A 25,071-nucleotide genomic window follows, 5' to 3' on the forward strand; every position below is an offset into this window, starting at 1 on the left:
CCATTGCCCAATGCCTGATGCGCAGCATGGCACGCTCCGTTTTCTCCTGCATGGGCGTGGCTCCGGCCCATGGTCAGCGAAGTTGGGGGGCTGCCTGCGGTTCCAAGGGCATATGCCACCGGAATGGGTTTCAGCACTCTACGTGTTACAACTCATCCACTTCCGACGAACTTCCATAGCAGCCACCATGGACGCTCAGTTCCAAGAACGGTGGTGGGGTGCTCCTGAAAAGGATTCAGAGGGCGATGCCGGAGCACTTAAACACGTGGCGTTCCGACACATGCACTTCCGACGCTTCAACGAGGCCCGGGCGTTTCCGCCCGGGAAGAGCAGCCAGGAACACCCCTTCCTACAACATATGGTGCGCCACAGTTATGAAAAGTGGTCTGTATTGAGGAAAATCAGCTTCTGCACACGCCCCAACACAGACCACACAAAAGAGTCTTCGAAAGAATATTCAGGCCGCATCGCCAATTTTGGAAAGAAACCGTAAATTATTATCGCCGCACAATCGTCTGCATGCCGGAACTCCGTCATGCACTCGTATGCGATTGCTTGCGGTATTCACATGCATGCCGAATGCTTTGTTCGCAAATGGGGCGCCACCACTCTGACCGAGAGTCAGGCGGCGCACGATCACTTTGCCGACCTTTGCAAACTCCTCGGTGAGCCGACGCCGACGGACGCCGATCCAACCGGCGAGACCTACTGTTTCGAGCGGCGCGTGGCGCAGGCTGGCGGGCGACCGGGATGGGCGGACGTCTGGCGCAAGGACCGCTTCGCCTGGGAGTACAAGAGTCCCGGCGAAGACCTGGACAAAGCCTTCGCGCAGTTGCAGCGCTACGCTCCGGCGCTGGGGAACCCGCCGCTGCTGATCGTGTCCGACCTGCGCCGCTTCCGGGTGCACACGAACTGGACCTATGTGGTGTCGCAGGTGCACGAGATCGGCGCGGCGGACCTGCTCGACCCCGACAAGCGGCTGATCCTGAAATGGGCGTTCAGCGACCCCGACCGGCTGAAGCCCGTGCGCACCCGCCAGGCGCTGACCGAGGAGGCCGCCGCCCGCTTCGCAGCGCTTGCGGCCCGGCTGGAGCGGCGCGGGCACCCGCCCGGAGACGTGGCGCATTTCCTGATCCGTCTCGTCTTCTGCATGTTCGCGGAAAGCGTCGGGCTGCTGCGCGAGCGGCTGTTCTCGCGCCTGCTGGACAACACGGCCCGCCGGCCGGAGCGCTTCGCCCCCAAGGCCGCGCAGTTGTTCGAAGCGATGCGCAAGGGCGGCGAGATCGGCTTCGAGGAGGTGCAGTGGTTCAACGGCGGGCTGTTCAACGACGCCACCGCCCTGCCCCTCCCCGCCGAGGACATCGCCGCCGTGCGGGAAGCCGCGGCGCTCGACTGGTCGGACATCGACCCCTCGATCATGGGCACGCTGTTCGAGCGCGGCCTGACGCCGGAGCGGCGCGGCGAACTGGCCCGCGCCATCGAGCACCGCAATATGGCCGGCGAGTCCCTCGGCGCGGTGGGCGTCTACTACACCCCCTCGGCGATCATCGAACGCCTGATCGAACCCGTGGTCATCCGGCCGCTCCGCCGCGACTGGGAGGAGACCCGCGCCACGATCCTCGGTCATCTGGACGCCGCCCGCACCGGGGCTCCCTCGACGCGGCAGAAAGCACGGCGGAAGGCGGAGGTCGCCTACAACGCCTTTCTGGAACGGCTGCGCACCTTCCGCGTGCTGGATCCCGCCTGCGGATCGGGGAACTTCCTCTATCTCGCGCTGATGGCGCTGAAGGACCTGGAGCATGCGGTGCTCGTCGAGGGCGAGGCGCTGGGCTTCGGCCGCAGCTTCGCCCTGATCGGGCCGGAAGCGGTGAAGGGCATCGAGGTCAACCCGCTGGCCTACGAACTGGCGCAGGTGTCGGTTTGGATGGGCGAAATCCAATGGCGCCTCAACCACGGCGACGCGCCGCCCAAGGACCCGGTGCTGAAGTCGCTGGAAACCGTCCGCTATGGTAACGCCCTGACGACGCCCATCGGCGGAGAGGCCGAATGGCCGCCGGCCGACGCCATCGTCGGCAATCCGCCCTTTCTCGGCAACAAGGCGATGCTGCGGGCGCTCGGCGAGGGCGAGACGACGCGCATCCGCTCCATCTACGCGGGCCGGGTGCCCGACGCCGCGGATCTCGTCTGCTACTGGTTCGAGAAGGCGCGCGCGATGATCGCCGACGGAAAGGCCAAGCGCGCCGGGCTGGTCGCCACCAACTCCATCCGCGGCGGGGCCAACCGCGCGGTGCTCGACCGCATCCGCGACACCGGCACGATCTTCGAGGCCTGGTCCGACGAGCCGTGGGAACTGAACGGTGCAGCCGTCCGCGTCTCGCTGGTCTGCTTCGGGCCGAAGGGGATGGACGAGACGCCGCGCCTGGACGGCCGCGAGGTGCCCGAAATCTTCGCCGACCTGACGGGGGGCGGGGTGGACGTGACCGCGGCAAAGCCCCTCGTAACCAACCGACGGGTCTGCTTTCAGGGGCCCGTCAAAGTTGGTCCCTTTGACGTGAGCGGCGACGTTGCCCGGCCGTGGCTGAACGCTCCCCAAAATCCGAACGGTCGCCCCAATGCCGATGTTTTGCGTCCCCTTGTCAACGGCATGGACCTGATGCGCCGACCATCCGACACCTGGATCATCGATTTTGCGGAAATGGTGGAGCGGGACGCCTGCGGTTATGAAGAACCATTCAAGCATCTCCGGATACACGCCAAGCCCTTTCGCGAGCGCAATCGGGATGCCTCACGCCGGAAAAATTGGTGGCGCTTGGGGCGAAGCGGGACGGAAATGAAGGAAGCCTTGCATCCAATGCCCCGATGCATCGCAACGCCGCGCGTATCACGTCACAGGGTCTTTGTCTGGCAAGCTTCCTGCGTGATGCCCGACAGCCGCCTTGTCGTCATCGCACGGGAGGACGACACCACCTTCGGCATCCTGCATTCCCGGTTCCATGAAATCTGGAGCCGCCGTCTTGGAGGGAGCCATGGTGTCGGAAACGATCCTCAGTACACACCACGCATGGGGTTCGAAACCTTCCCCTTCCCCGATGGCCTGACGCCGGACCGCCCGGCGAACGCCTACGCCTCGGACCCGCGCGCGCAGGCCATCGCCGACGCCGCGAAATGGCTGAACGACCGGCGCGAGGCGTGGCTGAATCCGGCCGACCTCGTGGACCGCGTGCCGGAGGTGGTGGAGGGCTTCCCCGACCGCATCGTTCCCCGTGACGCCAAGGCTGCGGCCATCCTGAAGAAGCGCACGCTGACCAACCTCTACAACGATCCGCCGGACTGGCTGCGCATGGCGCACCGGGATCTCGACGCGGCGGTGGCGGCGGCCTATGGCTGGCCGGCGGACCTGCCGGACGAGGAGGCGTTGCGCCGCCTGCTCGCCCTCAACCTCGACCGGGCCGCGGCCCAGCCCATGACCGCGAAGCCGCGCCGCAAGGCGGCGGACGATCCGCGGCAGCTCCGCTTCCATTTCACCCGCCTGCCGCCGCTTCAACGCGAACTGGCTCTGTTCGGCGGTTCCGGCGGAGCCCCGGCGAAGCGTCGCAAGCGGCCTCTCCCGCATCCCGAGGCCGACCGCCGGCAGCTCTCCTTCCGCTACGTCATCACCAACCGCATGTTCGAACGCCTGCGCGTCGCGTCCGATGCGATCGCGGCCCAGGCCGCCTGATTGCCGAAACAGGGAACGCCGATAGGGAACTCCAGCCAGCGAGGCACGCCGATGACCGACCAATTGACCCTGCCCCTTCCCGCCCCGCCGGAGACGGACCCGGACCTTCTGGTGCCGGCGCGCATGGTGAACGAGTGGGTCTACTGCCCGCGGCTGGCCTATCTGGAGTGGGTGGAGGGCGCCTGGGCGGCCAACGCCGACACCGAGGAGGGCAAGCGCGCCCACGCCCGCGTGGACGCCGGGCGCGGCAAGCTGCCCCCGCCGGAGGAGGCCGACACCGCCCCGCCCTTCGAGGTGCGCTCCATCGAACTCGCCTCCGACCGGCTCGGGCTGGTCGCCAAGATGGACGTCATCGAGGGCGAGAACGGCGTGCTGACCCCCATCGACTTCAAGAAGGGCAAGCGCCCCCACGTCGAGGGCGGCGCCTACGAGCCGGAGCGCGTGCAGCTCTGCGTCCAGGCCCTGGTGCTGGAAGACAACGGCTACCGCGTCGGCGAGGGCTTCCTGTGGTTTGCCGGCAGCCGCGAGCGCGTGCCCGTCGCCTTCGACGAGGAGCTGCGCGCCCGCACCCGCGAGGCCGCCTCCGGCCTGCGCCTTGCCGCTGCCGCAAGGCGCGTGCCGCCGCCGCTCGACAACAGCCGCAAATGCGCGCGCTGCTCGCTGCTGCCGATCTGCCTGCCCGACGAGGTCAACCTGTTCCGCAGCGGCGGCGCCCCGCGCACGCCCCCGCCGGCCGCCGACGCCGCCCTGCCCCTCTATGTCCAGCAGCCCGGCGCCCGCGTCGCCAAGAAGGGCGACCTGCTGATCATCTCCGCCGAGAACGAGCCCGACCGCGAGGTGCAGATCGGCGAGGTGTCGGAACTGGTGCTGGCCGGCCCGGTGTCGCTGTCCACCCCGGCCCTGCACGCCCTCGTGAAGGAGGAGATCCCCATCGCCTGGATGAGCAGCGGCTTCTGGTTCATCGCCACCACCGGCGCGCGCGGCCCGCGCAGCGCCCATGTCCGCGAGGGCCAGTACGCCACCCGCGCCGACGCCTTCCGCCGCCTGCGGTTTGCCCGCGATCTGGTGCGCGCCAAGCTGCGCAACCAGCGCACCATCCTGCGCCGCAACTGGCGCGGCAACGAGGCCGAGCGTGACCACGCCGCGGAGACGCTGAAGCGGCTGGCCGACCGCGCGCCCAAGGCCGCCGGCCTGCCGGAGCTGCTGGGCGTGGAGGGCGAAGGGGCGGCGGTGTACTTCCGCGCCCTGCCATCCCTGTTCACCGATAAGGTCGCCGACCTGCCGGCCTTTTCCTTCGAGCGGCGCTCGCGCCGGCCGCCGGCCGACCCGGTCAACGCCTGCCTGTCGCTGTGCTACGCCCTGCTGACGCGGGCCTGCGCCACGGCGCTGGAGATCGCCGGGCTGGCCCCCTGGGCCGGGCTCTACCACGCCGACCGGCCGGGCCGCCCGGCGCTGGCGCTGGACTTCATGGAGCCGCTGCGGCCGATCCTGGCGGACTCCACGGTGCTGACCGCGCTGAACAACGGCGAGCTGACGCCGGGCGACTTCATCACCGCCGGGCCGGGCTGCAACCTGACAGCCGGCGGCCGGCGCACGCTGATCCGCGCCTTCGAGCGCCGGCTGGACCAGGAGGCCTCGCACCCGACCTTCGGCTACCAGATCTCGATGCGGCGCATGCTGCACGTCCAGGCGCGCCTGTTCGCCCGTCACCTGCTGGGCGAGATCGACAGCTACCCGCACTACTGCCCGCGCTGAGGCCCGTTCCGGGGAAGAAAGGGAGGTTCGCATGGCCGGCAACGAACGCCTGTACATCGTGACCTACGACATCGGCGACCCAAAGCGCTGGCGCCGCGTGTTCAAGGCGATGGAGGCCTATGGGCGCTGGCTGCAGTTCTCGGTCTTCCAGTGCCGCCTGACCCCACGCCGCCGCGCCGCGCTGGGCGCCCGGCTGGACGGCATCATCAAGCCCAGCGAGGACCATGTGCTGATCATCGACCTCGGCCCGGCCGACGCCGTGGACCCGCGCGTGGAAAGCCTGGGCCGCCCCTTCGAAAGCATCAAGCGCGAGGCGGTGGTGGTGTGACGCGCGCGGCGCGTGTAAACTGGCGACCTGCCGGGTGCCGCGCGAGCGGCCCGGCGCACGCGGAATCCCGGGACCCGCTCGCATGTCGTCGGGCCGTTGATTCCGCAGGGCTTTTGGACCGTGTGAAGAACGAAACGTAACCGCAATCGGCGGTTCGCAGCGTGCTTTTCGCGGACCGCTCGAATCCGAGCCGATTTTCGGCTATAAAACAGGAGGGTACGCGGCACCCACTCTTCCCGGGCGGAAACGCCCGGGCCTCGTTGAAGCGCCTCCCGGCGCGCCGGGGACTGGCACACTTGGCGGCTCTTCCCGGGCGGAAACGCCCGGGCCTCGTTGAAGCCAGGACTTACCCTAATGGCTAGTATGGGTGCCGTCAAGCTCTTCCCGGGCGGAAACGCCCGGGCCTCGTTGAAGCGTGCTTGTCGCGCTCTACACGGGCGCCCGCAAGGCCGCTCTTCCCGGGCGGAAACGCCCGGGCCTCGTTGAAGCAGGCCGGGGCGGTGCGCACCCCACGGGGGGAGGGCGTCTCTTCCCGGGCGGAAACGCCCGGGCCTCGTTGAAGCGTGAGCGTCAAGCCCGAGCACGGCGGCTTTCAGCGCCTCTTCCCGGGCGGAAACGCCCGGGCCTCGTTGAAGCTTCGACATCGACGTCGCGACGCTGCCGCTGCGCGCCTCCTCTTCCCGGGCGGAAACGCCCGGGCCTCGTTGAAGCGGGTCCCAGGAGTACATGAACTCCTCGGTGTAGCTCTCTTCCCGGGCGGAAACGCCCGGGCCTCGTTGAAGCATGGTGACCCTATGCTGACAAGCGCAGCCAAAGAGTAGCTCTTCCCGGGCGGAAACGCCCGGGCCTCGTTGAAGCAACTTCGCGTCCGCGCTCGGCCGCACCAGGACGCCCAACTCTTCCCGGGCGGAAACGCCCGGGCCTCGTTGAAGCGGCTACGCGCCGCCGGCCTGGCCGGTCAAGACGTGCTCTTCCCGGGCGGAAACGCCCGGGCCTCGTTGAAGCTTGTAGTCCGGCCAGGTCTCGTTCCTTATGAGCTGCACCTCTTCCCGGGCGGAAACGCCCGGGCCTCGTTGAAGCTCCGACGGCTGGGTGTCACTGTTCGGCGTCGAGGGCCTCTTCCCGGGCGGAAACGCCCGGGCCTCGTTGAAGCAGCGAAGCCGCGCAGGCCGTCGTCGCCGCCGCCGTCTCTTCCCGGGCGGAAACGCCCGGGCCTCGTTGAAGCCTGCGATGGAAGCAACCGCAGTTGGCGGCCGAGGCCACTCTTCCCGGGCGGAAACGCCCGGGCCTCGTTGAAGCGTGATCCCGAAAGTGTGGAGCCAGCCCCGCAAGCTCCTCTTCCCGGGCGGAAACGCCCGGGCCTCGTTGAAGCGCGTCAGCAGCGGCGGCGCCAACGGGCAGCGCTCCTCTTCCCGGGCGGAAACGCCCGGGCCTCGTTGAAGCAGGCTCCGCCAATCGGAACCAGCCTCCACGAAGGCCCTCTTCCCGGGCGGAAACGCCCGGGCCTCGTTGAAGCATGTTGGCGGCTTCCCCATGCTGCTCGATTGGTGGACCTCTTCCCGGGCGGAAACGCCCGGGCCTCGTTGAAGCGTGCGGCGCGGCGCCCTGACCACCGACGAGACGCTCTCTTCCCGGGCGGAAACGCCCGGGCCTCGTTGAAGCCAGTTCGAGGATAAGACGTGGCTCGGCCTAATGCACGCTCTTCCCGGGCGGAAACGCCCGGGCCTCGTTGAAGCCCGAGCCCCCAGTTGACGCCGTAGTTGACCAGGCCGCTCTTCCCGGGCGGAAACGCCCGGGCCTCGTTGAAGCCCACCCACCTTCTGCCGCCCGCCGGCATCGGCCGCTCACTCTTCCCGGGCGGAAACGCCCGGGCCTCGTTGAAGCCCATCCTCGCCCATCAGCCGGTCCGGCAGCTCGTAGACTCTTCCCGGGCGGAAACGCCCGGGCCTCGTTGAAGCACGAAGCGGGATCGTCCGGAAGGTCATTCTCGGCGCGGCTCTTCCCGGGCGGAAACGCCCGGGCCTCGTTGAAGCACCTGCGACGACACCAAGCTGGTGCTCGCCCACGGGCTCTTCCCGGGCGGAAACGCCCGGGCCTCGTTGAAGCAAGTCGGGCCACGCGGCACCGTGAACGCTTACGTCATCTCTTCCCGGGCGGAAACGCCCGGGCCTCGTTGAAGCCGTGAGGTCGGGTTTAACAGCGCCAGCCGTGACCGCCTCTTCCCGGGCGGAAACGCCCGGGCCTCGTTGAAGCGCCGGCACGCGTCGGACCGAGCATGATCGCATGGCCCCTCTTCCCGGGCGGAAACGCCCGGGCCTCGTTGAAGCGCGGTCAGCATCCCGACGCTGATCGCGCGCCTCGGCCCCCTCTTCCCGGGCGGAAACGCCCGGGCCTCGTTGAAGCCGCCAGCAGTTGCGCGCCGAACCGCCTAACGCCCTCTCTTCCCGGGCGGAAACGCCCGGGCCTCGTTGAAGCCTCGTACCAGCGCAGGAAGGTGGTGACGGCCTCGCCTCTTCCCGGGCGGAAACGCCCGGGCCTCGTTGAAGCGGGTAGAGCGCCTGCTCGAACAGGATGGTGAGGTCGCTCTTCCCGGGCGGAAACGCCCGGGCCTCGTTGAAGCCGAACGATCTCTTCCAGCTTCACCAGCGCGATCAGGCCTCTTCCCGGGCGGAAACGCCCGGGCCTCGTTGAAGCCGGTTTTCCCGGGCGGCGGTGATCCTCGACGCCGACTCTTCCCGGGCGGAAACGCCCGGGCCTCGTTGAAGCCCGCGCCGGCAACGCGTCGACATCCAGCACGATGCCCTCTTCCCGGGCGGAAACGCCCGGGCCTCGTTGAAGCAGCTTGATCCTGTGATGCAGTGGATTGATCCCGAGACGGCTCTTCCCGGGCGGAAACGCCCGGGCCTCGTTGAAGCGCTGCGCGCTTTTGAGTGATCTGCATGGCGGTCATCCTCTTCCCGGGCGGAAACGCCCGGGCCTCGTTGAAGCACCCATTGGTGCCCGCTGCCGCCGGGGTTGGCCGACGCACTCTTCCCGGGCGGAAACGCCCGGGCCTCGTTGAAGCATCACCGATCCGCACACCTTCACCGCACCGCGCCCGCCCTCTTCCCGGGCGGAAACGCCCGGGCCTCGTTGAAGCGCGCAGCTCGTCGACCCGGGTGCGCAGACCCGACAGACTCTTCCCGGGCGGAAACGCCCGGGCCTCGTTGAAGCAGAGCGGTGCTGACGCGGGCGGCGCAGTCGGCGGCCCTCTTCCCGGGCGGAAACGCCCGGGCCTCGTTGAAGCACAGGCAATACATTCGCTGTCAGTAGTCTTAACATCCTCTTCCCGGGCGGAAACGCCCGGGCCTCGTTGAAGCGGGTTTGTCCAGTGTGTCCTCCACGACACAAACGATCTCTTCCCGGGCGGAAACGCCCGGGCCTCGTTGAAGCCTATGCACCTCTTTGTCCGTGCCGGTCCCGCCATCGGACAGCTCTTCCCGGGCGGAAACGCCCGGGCCTCGTTGAAGCACTCGGACGAAAAGACGGTGATGTCCATCATCTACCGTCCTCTTCCCGGGCGGAAACGCCCGGGCCTCGTTGAAGCCTTCTCGCGGGCGGCGATGGAGTCGGCTCTCTCCTCTCTTCCCGGGCGGAAACGCCCGGGCCTCGTTGAAGCTTGATCTCGCGCAGCCGCACCACGTAGGGGCCGATCGTCTTCCCGGGCGGAAACGCCTGGGCCTCATTGAAGGGGCGCAATTCATAAATCATACCGACATCACCCGCCGCCGTGCGAGTGATGGGGCGCTCAACAGGGCGCAGTGAATGCGCATGGCACCCCGTAAGCCGGCAAGCCCTTGCACTGACACAAGAGTTGCACGCCAGGATAGAACCCACCCCCAATCAGGGCACATATCTCCATAAGTTATGTTATGGGAAATATTCCTGCACGGCTCGATGGCGCAGAGCCCTGGTCGGGCTGGGATTCGTATTCCAGCCATCGCTGCCCCGCCGAGGTCATCGCGATGGCCGTGTGGCTGTACTTCCGGTTTCCCCTGAACCTGCGAATGGTCACCATGCCGCGCCCGAAGGCTGCCCCCTGCCCGCCCTGCCGTCTGCCCTGCCGTCCACCCTATCGTCCGCTACGCTGCCCTTTCGCCGGACACGCGCGCCAGCGACCAGAACCGTTCGGCGGTCGCCGATTGCCGCGCGCGGGAGCGGAACAGGCGGATTTCCATGGGGATGTCCCAGCGCTCATCGCCGGCCCGGACCAGCGCGCCGGACGCCAGCGCGTCCTCCACCAGGCTCAGCGGCGACCAGGACACGCCCCGCCCGTCCAACGCCATGGTCACCAGCAGCTTGGCAAGGTGGGATGAGAAGACCGGCTTCAGCCAGGCCGGCGGCCCGTTCAGCGCGCGGGACGCGGCGACGATCCGCCCCATGCCCGACTCCCCGCGATAGGCCAGATACGGCACCGGCGAGTCGGCCGAACCCGGCAGCGCGTGGCGCGGCGTGGCGCTTCCCGGCGCGTCGGGCGCGCTGACTGGCAGCAGCACGTCGTCGCCCACATGCACAGACAGGAAATGATCCGGTCCCAGCGCGGTGGAGGCCGCCGGGTGGTGGTGGCACAGCAGGAACTGCGCCTCGCCCTGGACCATGGTCCGCTCGCAGGCCGCCATGGTGTCGGCGACCAGCTGGACCACGGCTCCGCTCGGCATCTCCGCCTCCAGGCCGCGCAGCCAGGACGGAAAGAAGGTCAGCGACAGCGCGTGCGTGGAGGCGAAACGCAGCGTGTCCGACGCCGCCTGCGCCGCTTCCAGCGCCTCCTCCCGGCCGTGCTGAAGGCGGCGCAGCAGGTCTTCGGCGGTGGTGCGGAAGCGGGTGCCGGCGGGTGTCAGGGTGACGGCGTGGGTGCTGCGGTCGAGAAGCGGCGTGCCCACCCACTGTTCCAGCGCGCGGACGCGGCGGCTGAGCGCGGGCTGGGTGATGTTCCGCCGCTCCGCCGCGCGCGAGAAGCCCCCGCATTCCAGAACGGCGAGGAAGTCCTCAAGCCACGCGATCTCCATCGTCATCCCTCATCCGGTTTCCATTCCAGGCCGGTTTCCATTCCAGGCCGGCTTTCACTCCGGGCCGGTTCCATTCCGCGCCGGTATCAATTCATTCGGACACGGCATTGGCCCGGCGGCGGCGCGTCGCCCATAGTTCGCAGCCAGGGGCCATGCTGTGGTTGAACATGATCGAACATCGCACACTTTACGATAAAATCCTCGACGCACACACCGTCCGCAAGTTGTCGGACGACGGGCAAATGCTTTTGTACGTCGATCGCACGATCCTGAACGAATACACCAGCCCGCAAGCCTTCAGCGGCCTGCGCGAGGCCGGGCGGGCGGTCTGGCGGCCGGCGTCGGCGCTGATGGTCGTCGATCACGTCAACCCCACCGTGCCCGCGCGCACCGCCGCCATGCCCGACGAGGGGGCGGCTCGGCAGGTGGATTATTTCGCCCGCAACGCCCGCGACTTCGGGATCGAGCTGCTCGACGCGCTCGACCCGCGCCAGGGGATCGAGCATGTGGTGGCGCCGGAGCAGGGCTTCATCCTGCCGGGCCTCGTGGTCGCGGCCGGCGACAGCCACACCACCACCTACGGCGCGCTCGGCACGCTGGGTTTCGGCATCGGCACCTCCGACATCGAACATTATCTGGCGACGCAGACGCTCGTCTACCGCCGGCTGAAGACCATGCGCGTCACCGTGGACGGTGTCCTGCCCCCCGGCATCACGGCCAAGGACGTGGTCATGGCCCTGATCCGCCGCATCGGCGCGGACGGCGCCACCGGCTTCGCCGTGGAGTTCGCCGGTCCGGTGATCGAGGCGCTGAGCGTCGAGGGCCGCATGACCATCTGCAACATGGTGGTGGAGGCCGGGGCGCGCGGCGCCATCATCGCGCCTGACGACACCGTCTTCGCCTACCTGAAGGACAAGCCCCGCGCCCCACGGGGCGAACTGTGGGACTGCGCGGTGGCGTATTGGCGCACCCTGCGCAGCGATCCCGGCGCGGCGTTCGACCGCGAGCTCCGGCTGAACGCGGCGGAGGTGGCGCCGATGGTCACCTGGGGCACCAGCCCCGATCAGGCAGCCCCCATTGCCGGCCCCGTTGGCGGCCACATCCCCGACCCGGCAAACGAGCCCGACCCCGGCCGCCGCCGCGACCTGGAACGCGCCCTGTCCTACATGGGCCTGACCCCCGGCCAGCGGCTGGAGGACATCCGCATCGACCACGCCTTCATCGGCTCCTGCACCAACGCCCGCATCGAGGATCTGCGGGACGCCGCCCGCGTGGTGCGGGGCCGGCGCGTCGCGGCGGGGGTGCGGGCGATGATCGTTCCGGGCTCCAGCGCCGTGCGCCGGCAGGCGGAGGCGGAGGGGCTTGACCTCGTCTTCCGCGAGGCCGGGTTCGAATGGCGGCAGTCCGGCTGCTCCATGTGTCTGGCGATGAACGACGACGTGCTGCCGCCGGGCGCCCGCTGCGCCTCCAGCACCAACCGCAACTTCGAAGGACGCCAGGGGGCCGGCGCGCGGACCCATCTGATGAGCCCGGCCATGGTCGCCGCCGCCGCGATCCGCGGTCACCTGACCGACGTTCGCGATTTTGGCGTCCGTGATTTCACCGGAGAGGCTTGAGCGATGGACCCCTTCACCACCGTGCACGGCATCGCCGCCCCGCTGCCCATGGCGAACATGGACACCGACGTCATCATGCCCAAGCAGTTCCTGAAGGGCATCGACCGCAGCGGCCTGCGGGACGGCGTCTTCCATCACCTGCGCTTTGATGAGCGGGGGGAGCCGCGGCCCGACTTCGTCCTGAACCGATCCGGCTGGAAGGGAGCGGCCTTTTTGGTGGTCGGCCCGAACTTCGGCTGCGGCTCCAGCCGCGAGCACGCGGTGTGGGGGCTGATGCAGTTGGGCATTCGGGCCATCGTCGGCACCAGCTTCGCCGGCATCTTCGACGACAACTGCCAGCGCAACGGCCTGCTGACGGTCAGCCTGCCGGAGGCCGAGGTGGAACGGCTGATGGGCCTTGCCGCCGACCCGACGCGCAACCGCCTGACCATCGACCTGCCGGCCCAGAGCATCACCGCCGACAACAGCGGCCCGGTGTTCCGCTTTCCCATCGACGCGTTGCGCAAGGATCGGCTGACGCGCGGCCTCGACGCCGTGGCCGCGACGCTCGACCACGCCGAGGAGATCCGGCGCTTCGAACGCGCCTACGGCGCCGACCGCCCCTGGCTGGGCCTGACCGCGTGAGGACCGAAACGATGCTTCCTCCAGATGTCATCATGCCCGGCTTCCACCGCACGGACGTGGAAACCAGCGGCGCCCGCATCCGCGTGGCCGTGTCGGAAAACGCTTCCGGTGACGGCCCCGTGGTGCTGCTCCTGCACGGCCACCCGCAGACGCATCTGACCTGGTATCGGGTGGCGCCCCGGCTGATCGAGGCCGGCTGCACCGTCGTCGCCGCCGACCTGCGCGGCTACGGCGATTCCTCCAAGCCGCCGGGCGGCGACGGGCATGCCGCCTACGCCAAGCGCGCCATGGCGCTGGATCAGGTGGAGGTGATGCGCGCGCTGGGGCACCCGCGCTTCGCCGTGGTCGGGCACGACCGGGGCGGGCGGGTGGCGCACCGCATGGCGCTGGACCATCCGGACGCCGTGGAGCGTCTGGCGCTGTTCGACATCGCGCCGACCGCCACCATGTACGCGCGCACGAACAAGGAATTCGCCACCCGCTATTTCTGGTGGTTCTTCCTGATCCAGCCGCATGACCTGCCGGAACGGATGATCGGGTCCGACCCGGAATATTTCCTGCGCAAGCACATCACCGGCCAGATGAAGACCCCGGAGGCAGCGAACGAAGCGCTGTTCCAGCAGTATCTGCGCTGCTACCGCGACCCGGAAACCATCCACGCCATCTGCGAGGACTACCGCGCGGCGGCCTCCATCGACCTGGAGCATGACGCCGCCGACGCCGGCCGCAAGGTCACGGCTCCGCTGCTGGCCCTGTGGGGGGCCAAGGGCACCGTGGGCGCGCTCTACGACGTGCTGGAGACGTGGCGGGAAAAGGCGGTGGACGTGCGCGGCCGGGCGCTGCCCTGCGGGCACACCCTGCAAGAGGAACTGCCCGAGGAGACGGCCGGGGAACTGCTGCGCTTCCTGAAGCCGTAACGCAAAACAACAATCCGAACAGGAGACGCCCCGCATGACCGAGCACGGCATCGCCACAACGGTGGACAACGCGGTGGACAACGCGGTGGACAACGGCCCCCCGGCCGCCGCCGGGATATCCCGGGGCCGTGTCGCACGGGCCGCGCTGCCCCTGACGGTCACGCTCGGTCTTGCCCTGCTGCCCGCGCCGGACGGCCTGGCGGCGCATGGCTGGTACTATTTCGCCATCTTCGCGGGCGTCGTGACCGCGCTGATCCTCGAACCCGTTCCCGGCGCGGTGGTGGGGTTGCTGGGGGTCACGGCGGTGGCGCTGCTGTCGCGCTGGGTCTATTTCTCCCCGGCGGATCTGGCCAAGCCGGGCTTCGATTCCGGCGGGGCGATCATCAAATGGGCGCTGTCCGGCTTTGCCAACACCAGCGTCTGGCTGATCTTCGGGGCCTTCGTCTTCGCGCTGGGCTACGAGAAGACGGGGCTGGGGCGCCGCATCGCGCTGCTGCTGATCCGGTCGATGGGGCGGCGCACGCTGACGCTCGGCTACGCCATCGTGGCGATGGAAACCATCCTGGCGCCCTTCATCCCGTCCAACACCGCGCGCACCGGCGGCACCATCTACCCGGTGATCCGCAACCTGCCGCCGCTGTACGATTCCCACCCCAACGATCCCTCGGCGCGGCGCATCGGGTCGTTCCTGATGTGGACGGCGATGGCCGGCTCCTGCGTCGCCAGTTCGCTGTTCCTGACCGGCTTCGCGCCGAACCTTCTGGCGCTGGAGGTGGTGAAGAAGACCTCCGGGGTGGAGATCGGCTGGGTCCAGTGGTTCCTGGCCTTCGCACCCGTGGGCATTCCCCTGCTGCTTCTGTTGCCGCTGCTGGTCTACCGCTTCTATCCGCCCGAGATCCGGGAGGGCAGCGCGGTCGGCCGCTGGGCGTCGGAGCAGTTGGACAGCCTGGGGCCGGTGTCGCGGCGCGAGATCGTCTTCGGCCTGCTGGTGCTGCTGGGCCTCGCGCTTTGGATCGTCGGCGGCACGGCCATCAACGCCACCACGGTGGTGCTGGTGATCATCTCGGCGATGCTGCTGACCGGCGTGACGGACTGGCGGAGCATCACCACCAACGCCCAGGCCTGGAACACGCTGGTGTGGTTCGCCACGCTGATCACGCTGGCCGACGGACTGAACCAGACCGGCTTCGCCAAATGGGGCGCGGGGCTGGCCGCCCATCACCTGTCCGGGGTGTCGCCGGTCGGCGTGGCCGTCGTGCTGGTCACCGTCTTCTACTTCTCCCATTACCTGTTCGCCAGCGGGGTCGCCCACGTCACGGCCATGCTGCCGGTGACGCTGACCATCGGCGCCGCCGTGCCGGGAATGCCGGTGCCGACGCTGGCGCTGATGCTGGTCCTGACGCTTGGCATCATGGGGGTCGTCACGCCCTACGGCACCGGCCCCAGCCCGATCTTCTTCGGCAGCGGCTATCTGCCGGCCAAGGATTTCTGGCGCCTCGGCACGGTGTTCGGCCTGCTGTACTTCGCCGCCTTCCTCGCGGTCGGCGTGCCGTACCTGCTGTGGTGATATCAGCGGCGTCTGACGGTGAACCGCGCCGGGTTTCCCGGAGGCCGAGGCACGACATCGAACCTCCGATCATCCGGGCGCCTCGATCAGGCCGAGGAGCACGGCGCGGACGGCCGCCTGCGTGCGGTCGTGGCAGTTCAGCTTGCGAAGGGCGTTGCCGACGCAATGGCGTATGGTCGACTCCGACAGCCCGAGAATCCGCGAAATGTCCCAAGAGGATTTGCCGCAGGCCACCCATTGCATGACTTCGGTTTCGCGCCGGCTGAGTTCCGATACGCCGGCGGCGGCGAAAACGTCGGGCTGGTAGATGGCCCGCGCCCGCTCGTGAATGGACAAGGCGGCCATGGTCAAAAACGGCTTGGTCCAGGACAGGACGCGGTTCGCCTCGGCGTGGCTGAGTTCGCTCGCGCAGACCGAAAACAGCGCGAAGTCCTGCGGGCCGTGAATTGGAATGCTCACCCCATGCCGGACCCCGTGGTCGGCCGCCTGCTCGAAAAACCGGCTGTCCGGATGGTCCATCCCTCCGGCCGCCAAACCGTCCCACGCGAATGGTGAGATCGACTCCTGGGCGCGCCTGACCACGGGATCGACGAAGAACAGCCGGTTGTTTATGTAATGAGACACCCACGCTGCTGGATAGTTCGAAAAATAGATGGCCAGGGGCTGCGGCAACCCACCGGCTTTGATCATGTGATAGGTCACAAGAGAGAAGCCGAGATTTTCCAAAAGGGCACGCGTCGACGTTTTAAGGCCATCTATATCCTTTGCAGATGAAACAATTTCCAGAACATCAGAGAAGCCGCAAAACTCTGGCGTAAGCCGCTCCGTCACGGAAACCCTCCATTATGTAGAATGGTCGAAGCACTTTTTCTGCGCGGCCGTCCGCCGAATTCACCACATTGCGTGACATTTCCGCTGGGCAACTTTTGAGTTGAAGCAACCTTGCGCCATGCGATAAGCGCTCAAAATGTATGAATATTTACATATGAAAGACGTCATAGGGCATCTTCACACAAGAGAAGGAAAAATCCTTACTGTATTGCGCAGCGTTTATTGGTGTACCGAAAGGGATCGTGCTTTTTGAATACAATTGTATTTGGCGACATATCATAAACGCCTCTGCGCAAGGTGAGGAATTTTTCTATATATGCTACGCGATAATGTTGCAAGACAGACTGCAACCAAGCGCGATTCGGTCCCGTTCAGAGAAAGGAAATTCTGTCAAGGGCGCACTTGCACGATTCATGAGCGCTCCGGAGTTGCTCCACCATCCGGCCGTCGCCACACGCGGAAGGCCACCGTCCCATGCATCATTCCGACGTCCTCATCGTTCCTCCGGCCCTGCATCGAACCCACGCGGGTGTCCTGGAGCAGTTCGCCCAGCTTCGTTATCAGGTGTTCGCGGAGCAGCTCGGCTGGCACCTGCCCATGGCGGCGAACGGTTACGAGCGCGACGAATGGGATGACGAGCGCGCGACCTACGTGGTGGTGCGCGGCTCCGGACCGCGCGGCGACATCATCCGGGCCGCCATCCGCCTGCACAGCACCGACGGACACACGCTGCTGACGCGCGTTTTCCCACAACTGGTCCAGGGGTCCCTGCCGCAGGGTCCCGACATCTGGGAAGGCACGCGCATGCTGGTGAACCCGGTGGTCGCGGGAGACCGCGGCGCGGCCCTGCAGGAGTTGTTGTGCGCCACCGTGGACTATGGCCTGCGCTGCGGCGTCAGGGCCTTCGTTTCCGTGTCGGACAGCCGCCTGGAGCGGGTCCTGCTCCGCTGCGGCGCGCAGCCTCGCCGGCTCGGACCGTCCGTCGAGGTCCAGCCGGGCATCGAAGCCGTGGCCTTGCACATGGAGTGTTCGATCGGCGTCCTTTCCAGGCTCCGCCGCCGGCTGGCTGCCGTCCAGCCGGATGTCCTTCGGTCCGCGGCGTAGACACCGCCCGGATTCGTTCCCTTCGCCATCCCGCTCTTCGCCATCCCGGCCCCCTTCCCCCGTCTCTTGATCCTGCCGCCATCGGAGCGAGTTTCCCCATGCTGTACTCATTCATCGCGTCGCGTGAAAACGCGGGTGACCCGCTGGTCCGTCTCGCCGATACCCTGACCGAGCCCCACGAGATCGTCACGGCCGGGCCCTGGCAACTGCTGGTGAAGCGGGATCACGAAGCCTCGATCACCCCCTATGTGATGACCGATGGTCCGCGGATCCTCCTGCTGATCGGCCAGGCCGCCAACCTCGACGAACTGCGCACCCTGGCCGCCATCCACGACGCGGGGGCGCTGACGGCGCCGCCAGTCGGGGTGGTGGACATCCTGCGCCGTTTCCTGGGCAACCAGGCCTTCGCCCTGATCGAGGGCGGCTTCAACTTCGTGACGTTCGAGCCCGACGGCACCGTCGCGTTCGCCACCGACGCGCTCGGCCTGCAGCCGGTGCACGTCGTGTTCGGGCGAACGGCCTGGGTGACGTCCGAACTGAAGCTGCTCGGCGCCATCGAACCCGACATCTTCGATTTCGAATCCGTCGACGCGGTGGCGACCGCGCGCGGGCACGCCGATGACTACACCCCGATCCGGAACGCCCGCCGGGCCAAGCCCGGCACGGTCACCACGCTGCGCTTCGACGGCGCCGGCCAGCCCTTCCTGACCCGGCAGACCTATCTGGTCATGGGGCTTGCTCCCGCGCAGGCGCTGGAATCCAAGGCGGCCAAGGCGCGCATCCACGAGATTCTGTCGGGCTCCGTCCGGCGTTCGCTGTATGCCGGTGGGGATGCCGGTGGGGATGCCGGCGGCGTCGCGACCGCGGTGCCGCTGTCCGGCGGCCTCGATTCCAGCCTTGTCACGGCCCTGGCCGGCCGGGCCGGCGGCAACATCGCCTCCTACGCGATCGGCACGACGACGAGCGACGAGTTTCCGTTCTCGAAAATCGTGTCCGACCATGTGGGCACCGCGCACACCGAATACGTCTTCGAGGACCGGGCGATCCTGGCGGGCGTCGACGCGGCCATCCACCTCAACGAGATCTACGACGGGCTGTCGGCGGAGATTCAGGCCAGCCTCATGTGCCTGTACAAGTCCGTGCAGGGCCGTCACCGGCGGATCATCACCGGCTACGGCGCCGACCTGCTGTTCGGCGGGGTGCTGAAGGCGGGCGCCGATCCGTCCGGGGTCAACGCCGACCTCTGGCAGCAGGTTTACCGCACGCGCTGGACCGGGGAATTCTCGCCCTTCGGCGCCGCCCGCTACGGGTTGCACGCCATGCATCCCTTCTGGACCCCGACGCTGATGGGCCTCGCCCTGAGCCTCGATCCGGCCCTGAAGGTCACGGCCGACAGCGTCAAGCGCGTCCTGCGCGAGTATGCCGAGGACTACGGCCTGCTGCCGGACCGGATCGTGTGGCGGGAAAAGATCGGCATCCACGAAGGGTCGTCCGTCAATTCGATCTTTGCCGACGCCTTGGGCGCGCAGCGGACCGACTACGTCACCAAGACGCGCTACGCCTACTCCCGCTTCAAGAGCTTCATCACCGGGCGCGCCGCCCCCGAGGCGATCTGACTCCAAACAACACTGGCCTGAACAACCATCGTGGCTCCACAGGAGAAGCGCTCCATGTCGCTTGTCATCGAAACGGATGCCGCGGGCATCCGCGTCATCGAACTGAACCACCCAAGCCGCCACAATCCCTTCAACGAGCGTCTCGAAAACGACGTGAAGGCCGCGCTGGGGCGGGCCAACGACGATCCCGGGGTGCGCGGGGTCGTGGTCACGGGCCGCGCGGGCAAGTCCTTCAGCGCCGGCGGCGACTTCAACGAAGTCAAGAACCTGACCGGCGGCGAGGATGTCGATCGCTGGATCGACCGCGTCACCGACCTGTATGTCGCCGCCTTGAAGGTGGACAAGCCGATGGTGGCGGCCATCGACGGCTATGCCATCGGCATCGGCTTTCAGTTCTCCATGATGTTCGACTGGCGGATCATGACCGACGGGGCCGAGTTCCGCATGCCGGAGCTCAAGCACGGCATCGGCTGCTCGATGGGCGCGGCCATTCTGGAGCATGTGTTCTCCTACAACGTGACGCAGGACATCATCTACGCCTGCGAGCCCATCGGTCCGGAAAAGGCGCTGGACTACCGGCTGGTGCGCGAGGTGGTCCGCCGCGAGGATCTGGTCCCGCGAGCGATCGGGATCGCCACCATGCTGGCCGACTACCCGGTCACGCCCTTCCGCAACACCAAGCGGGGGCTGGTCAAGGGCCTGATGGAAACCCTGCACCGGACGGCGGAGCACTCCAAGCAGGTCCATCGCGCCAGCTTCGCGGCGAAAAGCTCGCAGCGCCATTTCAAGAACATCCTCGGCGAGAAATACAACCTGGAAATGCTCGCCGATCTTGCCGTCTAGCCGGCCGCCCCATCCCACCCGCAGCGGACCTTACCGACCATGAGCATCCCCGTTCCCTTTCCCCGGGGCTTCGCAAGTTTTGTCACCAGCGCCGGCATCAAGAACGATGAGAAGGACGTCGCGGTCCTCTATTCCGAGGTCCCGTGCGCCGTCGCCGGCGTCTACACGCGAAGCCGGTTCGCCGGTCCCGCCGTCCTGCTGTCGCGCGAACAGCTGCGCAAGGGAACGGCCCGCGCGGTCGTCGTGACGTCGAAGAACGCCAACGTCGCGACCGGACCGCAGGGGCACGAGGACGCGCGGGATCTCGTCGGCCATGTTGCCGCCGAGCTGGGCATCCAGGCCGACGAGGTGCAGATCGCGGCGACGGGGGTGATCGGCCGCCGGCTTCCGGTGGGGCGGATCAAGGACGCGGTGAGCGGCCTCAAGGGGCGGCTCACCGACCCGGCGGACTGGACCGGCATCGCAACCGCGATCATGACCACCGACACGCACGCCAAGGTGGCCTCCGCCCGCCTGGGCGACTGCACGATCACCGGCGTGGCCAAGGGGGTCGGCATGATCGAGCCGAACATGGCGACGCTGCTCGTCTACATCGGCACCGACGCATCCATTCCCCGCCGTACGCTTCAGGCCCTGTTCAAGCGGGTGATGGACCGGACCTTCAACTGCATCAGCATCGACACGGACACGTCGACGAGCGACAGCGCGGTCATCCTCGCCAACGGGCTGGCCGGAGCGGTGGACGCCGACGCGTTCGAGGCGGCGCTGCACGACGTCGTCTTCCGCCTGATGAAGATGATCCTGCGCGACGGGGAAGGCGTCACCAAGGTCATCGAAGCGCTGGTCCGGCAGTCCTCGTCCGACCGTCAGGCGAAGACCATCGCCAAATCCATCGTCAACTCGCCCCTGGTGAAGACGGCGATCCACGGCAACGATCCCAACTGGGGACGGATCGCCATGGCGATCGGCAAATGCACCCAGTACCGCGACATCGGCCCGTCATCGACCCGGATCGCCATCGGCGGAATCCCCGTCTTTCCGGAAACCGGCACCGACATGTTGCCCGCGCTGCGCCGCTATCTGGCCGAGAATGACGAAGTAAAGATCACCGTCGACCTCAACACCGGAACCTGTCAGGCGACCGCCTGGGGCTGCGATCTTTCCTGCGAATACGTCCGATTCAACAGTTCCTACAGCACCTGATCCATTCATTAAGTCGTTGCCAGAAACCGCGAAAAACGCGGCAGCGATTATCTTGGAAAACAACCGTCAGCGAGGAGGAAGGTCTAAACATGCTTGCCGATATCTATGAGAACGAGTCCCTGCTGCCGTCCGGCTTCGGCGCGCTGCTCCACAAGGACGCCCTCCTGAACGCCTCTGCGGAGGACATCAAGAAGATCGCGATGCGCAAGGGCTTCCTGCTCGCCCGCGGCGTCACGTTCACCAAGGCGGAGTTCCGCGACTTCTACGCGCGCTTCGGCACCATCATCGAGTATGTGAACGAGCGCAAGAGCGTGGGCTACGGCTACGAGGACACGCTGATCCTCGACGGCGAGAAGGGCAAGATCGTGACCGGGCGCGGGCAGCTCCCGTACCACGCGGACGGCGGCCTGCTGCTCAGCCAGGTCGATCAGGTCATCCTCTACGCCGACCGCATCCGCAACATGCACTATCGCGGTTCGACGCTGGTGACCGACCATGTCCTGGCCGTCCAGGAGATGCCGAACCATCTGCGCGACGTTCTGGAGAACGAGACCTTCGAGGTGCGGGTGACCGAGCGCGGTTACTATTCGAACGTGTCTCCGGAAGGCTGGTTCAAGGTGCCGGTGTTCACCGACCTTGGCTGGGTGCGCAAGATGCTGCTGTACTTCCCCTTCGACGAGGGCCAGCCGTACAGCTGGGAGACCCGCATCGTCGGCTTCAGCGAGTACGAGACGCGCAAGTACTTCAACGAACTCGGCGCGTTCCTGAAGCAGCCGCGCTACACCTACCGCCACTACTGGAAGGACGGCGATCTGCTGCTGATGGACAACCGCCGCAGCATCCACGAGCGCGAAGAGTTCGCTGACCCGGCCATCGAGCGCGTCCTGTGGCGCGGCCAGACGGCCGACATCGAGGCGACGGGTCCGATCCGGGACATCGGCCTGGGTTGAGCCTGGGCGGAACCGTTCCGCGACGGCGGGGCGCTCGGGACGGTCATATCCGTCTCCGGGCGCTCCTCGCGCATGGGCGGGCGCTCCTCGCGCATGGGCGGGCGCTCCTCGCGCATGGGCGTTGGCAAACATTCGTGTTTTCTGCCATATCGCCGCATCGGGTTTTTTCCGGATGCAGCACATGGGGAAAAATAAATGATTAGGATTGCAACGATTTCATGCGCGCTTCTGGCGTGCTTCTCCAGTCCTGCCCTGGCATCCGATGCCCCGGCCGTCAAGGAAGCGCTTGTGCCGGCCGGCCGCTACTATGTCGGCCCTGTGTTCGGAAAGCAGGATTACCGCAGCCATGCCAACACCGATGTCGGTGCATATTATATTATGACGACGGAGGTCAATTACCGCCTCTACCGGTCGGTCCTCGACTGGGGGGCGCGGCACGGCTATGAGCTGGAGCCGGCCTGCGACGAATGCTTCGCGGACGAGGGGGACGGCGAGAAGCCCATTCACGGAATCAGCTGGATCGGCGCCGCCGTGTGGGCCAACGCCTTTTCCGAGATGAGCGGGAAGCCGCCCTTTTACGTGGACGCCGACGGCAAGGCCATCAGAAGCGTCAAACGGCGGGCCGCGTTGGAAGGTGCCGTCCGTCCGAAGGATGCGACGGGCTATCGTCTGCCCAGCCTTGAGGAATGGCATGTGGCCGCCCGCGGAGCGCGCAAGGCTCTCGACGCCGGCACCTACGGCTACCGGCATTCCGGCAGCGACCGTTTCGACGACGTCGCCTGGCACGCGGGAAAGTCGCAAGGCGCCGGCCCGGCCAGGGTCGGATCGTTGAAGCCGAACCAGATCGGCCTGTACGACATGTCCGGCAATGTCGCGGAATGGACGGCCACCCCCGCCACCGACCTGTCCGGATCCGGCAAGCCGACGCGCGGATATTATTATTACTGCGGCGAAAGCTGGGCCAACACCGCGGGGTCGAACCTGGCCTTCTGCGATTTCCACTCGGCGGGCTTTCAGGAAGGCGATCTCGGCTTCCGGCTGGTCCGCTCGCGGAGCGGACCATAGCCCATCGGCGCGCGGCGACGTTGGAGACCAGCCAGTTGGGGACCATCCATGAGCGTCATTCTTACCGAACGGAGTCTGGCCGAACGGCGTCTGGCCGAACGGCGTCTGGCGAGCCTCGCCCTGACGCTGAGTTCCCTGGCTTGGGCGGGCAACGCCATCGTCGGCCGGATGTTCCGTCTGGAGCTGGAGCCGCTGACGCTTTCCTTCTACCGCTGGCTGATCACGGCCGTCATCCTGGGCACCTTGTGGCGCGCCGACATCCGCCGCGACTTCACCCTCTGCCTCCGGCACTGGGCCTTCATTCTGCTGGGCGGCCTGCTGGGGATGGCGCTGTTCCACACGCTTCAATACCGGGCACTCGCCGAGACCAGCGCGGTGAACGTGACGCTGATGATCTGCTTCGCGCCGGCCTTCGTGGCCGCGATCTCGTTCGTCTGGACCCGTGAGGGCATCGGGGCGAGGCAGGCGGCTGGCATCGCCCTGGCGTCCTGCGGCGCGGCCGTGATCGTCGCCCGCGGCTCGTTGAACGTCCTCACCGAGTTCCGGATCGACGCGGGGGAGGCCACCATGTGTGCCGCGCTGGTGTGCTGGGCGGCCTATACGGTCGCCATCCAGCGCCGCCCTCCGGCGCTCAGCGGTCGTTCCGCGCTGTTCGCCATGTCGTTCGTCGCGGCGGCCCTGCTGGCGCCGGGCTATCTCCACGAAGTCAGCCAGGGGCGGGGCGCCCTCACCTCCCTGTCGCATGTCGCCACCGTGACTTACCTCGGCGTCGTGGCCTCGGTGTTTGCCTACATCGCCCATTCCTATGGGGTGGAGCGTCTCGGGGCGGCGGCCGGTTCGCTGTATCTTTGCCTGATCCCCGCATTCACCACGGGCCTTTCGGTTCTCTTCATCGCCGAGCCGCTCATGCTCCATCAGGTCGCGGCGCTCGGCCTGATCACAGGGGGCATCTACTGGTGCCAAGCGGCGCCGGCCCGATCCTGAACCAGCGGCGACGTTGTTGCGGCGAGTTTGTTCCAGCGAGAGTGATTTGGTGGGAGCGATTTGGCGGGGTGACTTCGGTCCCAGGAAACGGCCACGCCACGCTGGGCCACCCCTTCGAAAGCATCAAGCGCGAGGCGATGGTGGTGTGACGCGCGCGGCGCGTGTAAACTGGCGCACTGCCGGATGCCGCGCGAGCGGTCCGGCGCACGCGGACTCCCGGGACCCGCTCGCACAGCGCCGGGCCGTTGATTCCGCAGGGTTTTTGGACCGTGTGAAGAACGAAACGCAACCGCGATCAACGGTTCACGCCGAACTTTTCGCGGACCGCTCGAATCCGAGCCGATTTCCAGCTATGAAACAGGAGGGTACGGGGTGCCCCTCTTCCCGGGCGGAAACGCCCGGGCCTCATTGAAGCCTCATGCGCCTGGGCCTGCCGGCCAACTCGCGCCACACTCTTCCCGGGCGGAAACGCCCGGGCCTCATTGAAGCGACGAAGCAGGGGTAAGGCCATGCGGCGGTGTGTGTGCTCTTCCCGGGCGGAAACGCCCGGGCCTCATTGAAGCACCGTCACGCGGATCTCGGAGGAGTGCTATGCGGCCTCTTCCCGGGCGGAAACGCCCGGGCCTCATTGAAGCGGGCGCACAGGTCGGTGGCAACACTCTGTATGTCCGACCTCTTCCCGGGCGGAAACGCCCGGGCCTCATTGAAGCGCCGTGGCTTCGCGGTCGCGCGCCTCTGCATCCCACCTCTTCCCGGGCGGAAACGCCCGGGCCTCATTGAAGCCACGCGCCTGTTTCCGAGCGGGGCGGTGACGGTCGACCTCTTCCCGGGCGGAAACGCCCGGGCCTCATTGAAGCGCCGAACTTGCCGCCGATGCCGGTGACGGCCCCAAGCTCTTCCCGGGC

16 protein-coding genes and 2 CRISPR repeat arrays (1 of these 18 only partly in view) are annotated in these 25,071 nt (G+C 67.4%); of the genes, 14 read left to right on the forward strand and 2 right to left on the reverse strand.

Going from position 1 to position 25,071, the window contains the following annotated elements; translation table 11 throughout:
* The first annotated feature begins 568 nt into the window (after positions 1-568).
* Genes ACSVC7_RS12130 through cas2 form a run of 3 tightly spaced genes read left to right on the forward strand, consistent with a single transcriptional unit; the run spans position 569 to position 5,801 of the window.
* On the forward strand, positions 569-3,718 hold the full coding sequence (locus tag ACSVC7_RS12130; RefSeq protein ID WP_448208302.1) for a class I SAM-dependent DNA methyltransferase: 3,150 nt from the start codon (positions 569-571) through the stop codon (positions 3,716-3,718).
* Positions 3,719-3,769: 51 nt separating this feature from the next.
* Complete coding sequence (gene cas4g/cas1g / locus ACSVC7_RS12135) at positions 3,770-5,473, forward strand: CRISPR-associated endonuclease Cas4g/Cas1g (RefSeq protein WP_448208303.1); 1,704 nt, start codon at positions 3,770-3,772, stop codon at positions 5,471-5,473.
* A gap of 31 nt (positions 5,474-5,504) precedes the next feature.
* Positions 5,505-5,801, forward strand: a complete 297-nt coding sequence (gene cas2, locus ACSVC7_RS12140) for a CRISPR-associated endonuclease Cas2 (protein WP_448208304.1) — start codon at positions 5,505-5,507, stop codon at positions 5,799-5,801.
* Positions 5,802-6,031: 230 nt separating this feature from the next.
* Positions 6,032-9,532: direct repeats of the CRISPR family, unit length 37 nt; unit sequence CTCTTCCCGGGCGGAAACGCCCGGGCCTCGTTGAAGC.
* Positions 9,533-9,922: 390 nt separating this feature from the next.
* Here cas2 and ACSVC7_RS12145 read toward each other — a convergent pair.
* On the reverse strand, positions 9,923-10,852 hold the full coding sequence (locus tag ACSVC7_RS12145; RefSeq protein ID WP_448208548.1) for a LysR family transcriptional regulator: 930 nt from the start codon (positions 10,850-10,852) through the stop codon (positions 9,923-9,925).
* Between the two features lie 161 nt (positions 10,853-11,013).
* Between ACSVC7_RS12145 and leuC the strand changes: the two genes are divergently transcribed.
* The 4 genes from leuC to ACSVC7_RS12165 are packed head-to-tail and all read left to right on the forward strand — an operon-like array spanning position 11,014 to position 15,570.
* Positions 11,014-12,462, forward strand: a complete 1,449-nt coding sequence (leuC, locus tag ACSVC7_RS12150) for a 3-isopropylmalate dehydratase large subunit (protein ID WP_483508318.1) — start codon at positions 11,014-11,016, stop codon at positions 12,460-12,462.
* Between the two features lie 3 nt (positions 12,463-12,465).
* Entirely contained in the window at positions 12,466-13,086 is a 621-nt protein-coding gene (leuD, locus tag ACSVC7_RS12155; RefSeq protein ID WP_448208546.1) for a 3-isopropylmalate dehydratase small subunit, read from the forward strand.
* Positions 13,087-13,097: 11 nt separating this feature from the next.
* Positions 13,098-14,003 (forward strand): alpha/beta fold hydrolase, encoded by a 906-nt coding sequence (locus ACSVC7_RS12160; RefSeq protein WP_448208545.1) that lies wholly within the window; start codon positions 13,098-13,100, stop codon positions 14,001-14,003.
* A gap of 34 nt (positions 14,004-14,037) precedes the next feature.
* Positions 14,038-15,570 carry an anion permease gene (locus ACSVC7_RS12165; protein ID WP_448208544.1) on the forward strand — a complete coding sequence of 511 codons (1,533 nt, stop codon included), beginning with the start codon at positions 14,038-14,040 and terminating at the stop codon, positions 15,568-15,570.
* A gap of 69 nt (positions 15,571-15,639) precedes the next feature.
* On the opposite strand, the gene ACSVC7_RS12170 is transcribed toward ACSVC7_RS12165, so the two are convergent.
* Positions 15,640-16,401: a LuxR family transcriptional regulator gene (locus ACSVC7_RS12170; protein WP_448208543.1), complete on the reverse strand. Its 762-nt coding sequence runs from the start codon at positions 16,399-16,401 to the stop codon at positions 15,640-15,642.
* Positions 16,402-16,875: 474 nt separating this feature from the next.
* Between ACSVC7_RS12170 and ACSVC7_RS12175 the strand changes: the two genes are divergently transcribed.
* From ACSVC7_RS12175 to ACSVC7_RS12205, 7 genes are all read left to right on the forward strand, one after another.
* A complete protein-coding gene (locus tag ACSVC7_RS12175) occupies positions 16,876-17,505 on the forward strand; it encodes an acyl-homoserine-lactone synthase (RefSeq protein ID WP_448208542.1) in 630 nt (209 codons plus the stop codon).
* Between the two features lie 98 nt (positions 17,506-17,603).
* Entirely contained in the window at positions 17,604-19,121 is a 1,518-nt protein-coding gene (locus tag ACSVC7_RS12180) for an asparagine synthase family protein (RefSeq protein WP_483508320.1), read from the forward strand.
* 54 nt (positions 19,122-19,175) lie between these two features.
* The gene (locus tag ACSVC7_RS12185; RefSeq protein WP_448208539.1) at positions 19,176-19,964 is read left to right on the forward strand and encodes an enoyl-CoA hydratase/isomerase family protein; all 789 of its coding nucleotides are present in this window, start codon (positions 19,176-19,178) and stop codon (positions 19,962-19,964) included.
* Between the two features lie 39 nt (positions 19,965-20,003).
* Positions 20,004-21,167, forward strand: a complete 1,164-nt coding sequence (gene argJ, locus ACSVC7_RS12190) for a bifunctional glutamate N-acetyltransferase/amino-acid acetyltransferase ArgJ (RefSeq protein ID WP_448208538.1) — start codon at positions 20,004-20,006, stop codon at positions 21,165-21,167.
* 89 nt (positions 21,168-21,256) lie between these two features.
* Positions 21,257-22,117, forward strand: coding sequence for a TauD/TfdA dioxygenase family protein (locus ACSVC7_RS12195; protein ID WP_448208537.1), 861 nt, complete (start codon positions 21,257-21,259; stop codon positions 22,115-22,117).
* Positions 22,118-22,312: 195 nt separating this feature from the next.
* Entirely contained in the window at positions 22,313-23,182 is an 870-nt protein-coding gene (locus ACSVC7_RS12200) for a formylglycine-generating enzyme family protein (RefSeq protein WP_448208536.1), read from the forward strand.
* A gap of 48 nt (positions 23,183-23,230) precedes the next feature.
* Positions 23,231-24,166, forward strand: coding sequence for a DMT family transporter (locus ACSVC7_RS12205; RefSeq protein ID WP_448208535.1), 936 nt, complete (start codon positions 23,231-23,233; stop codon positions 24,164-24,166).
* A gap of 378 nt (positions 24,167-24,544) precedes the next feature.
* Positions 24,545-25,071: a CRISPR direct-repeat array (repeat unit 37 nt; unit sequence CTCTTCCCGGGCGGAAACGCCCGGGCCTCATTGAAGC) (it continues 2,690 nt past the right edge of the window).

It is taken from the genome of Azospirillum mesophilum, assembly GCF_053470405.2.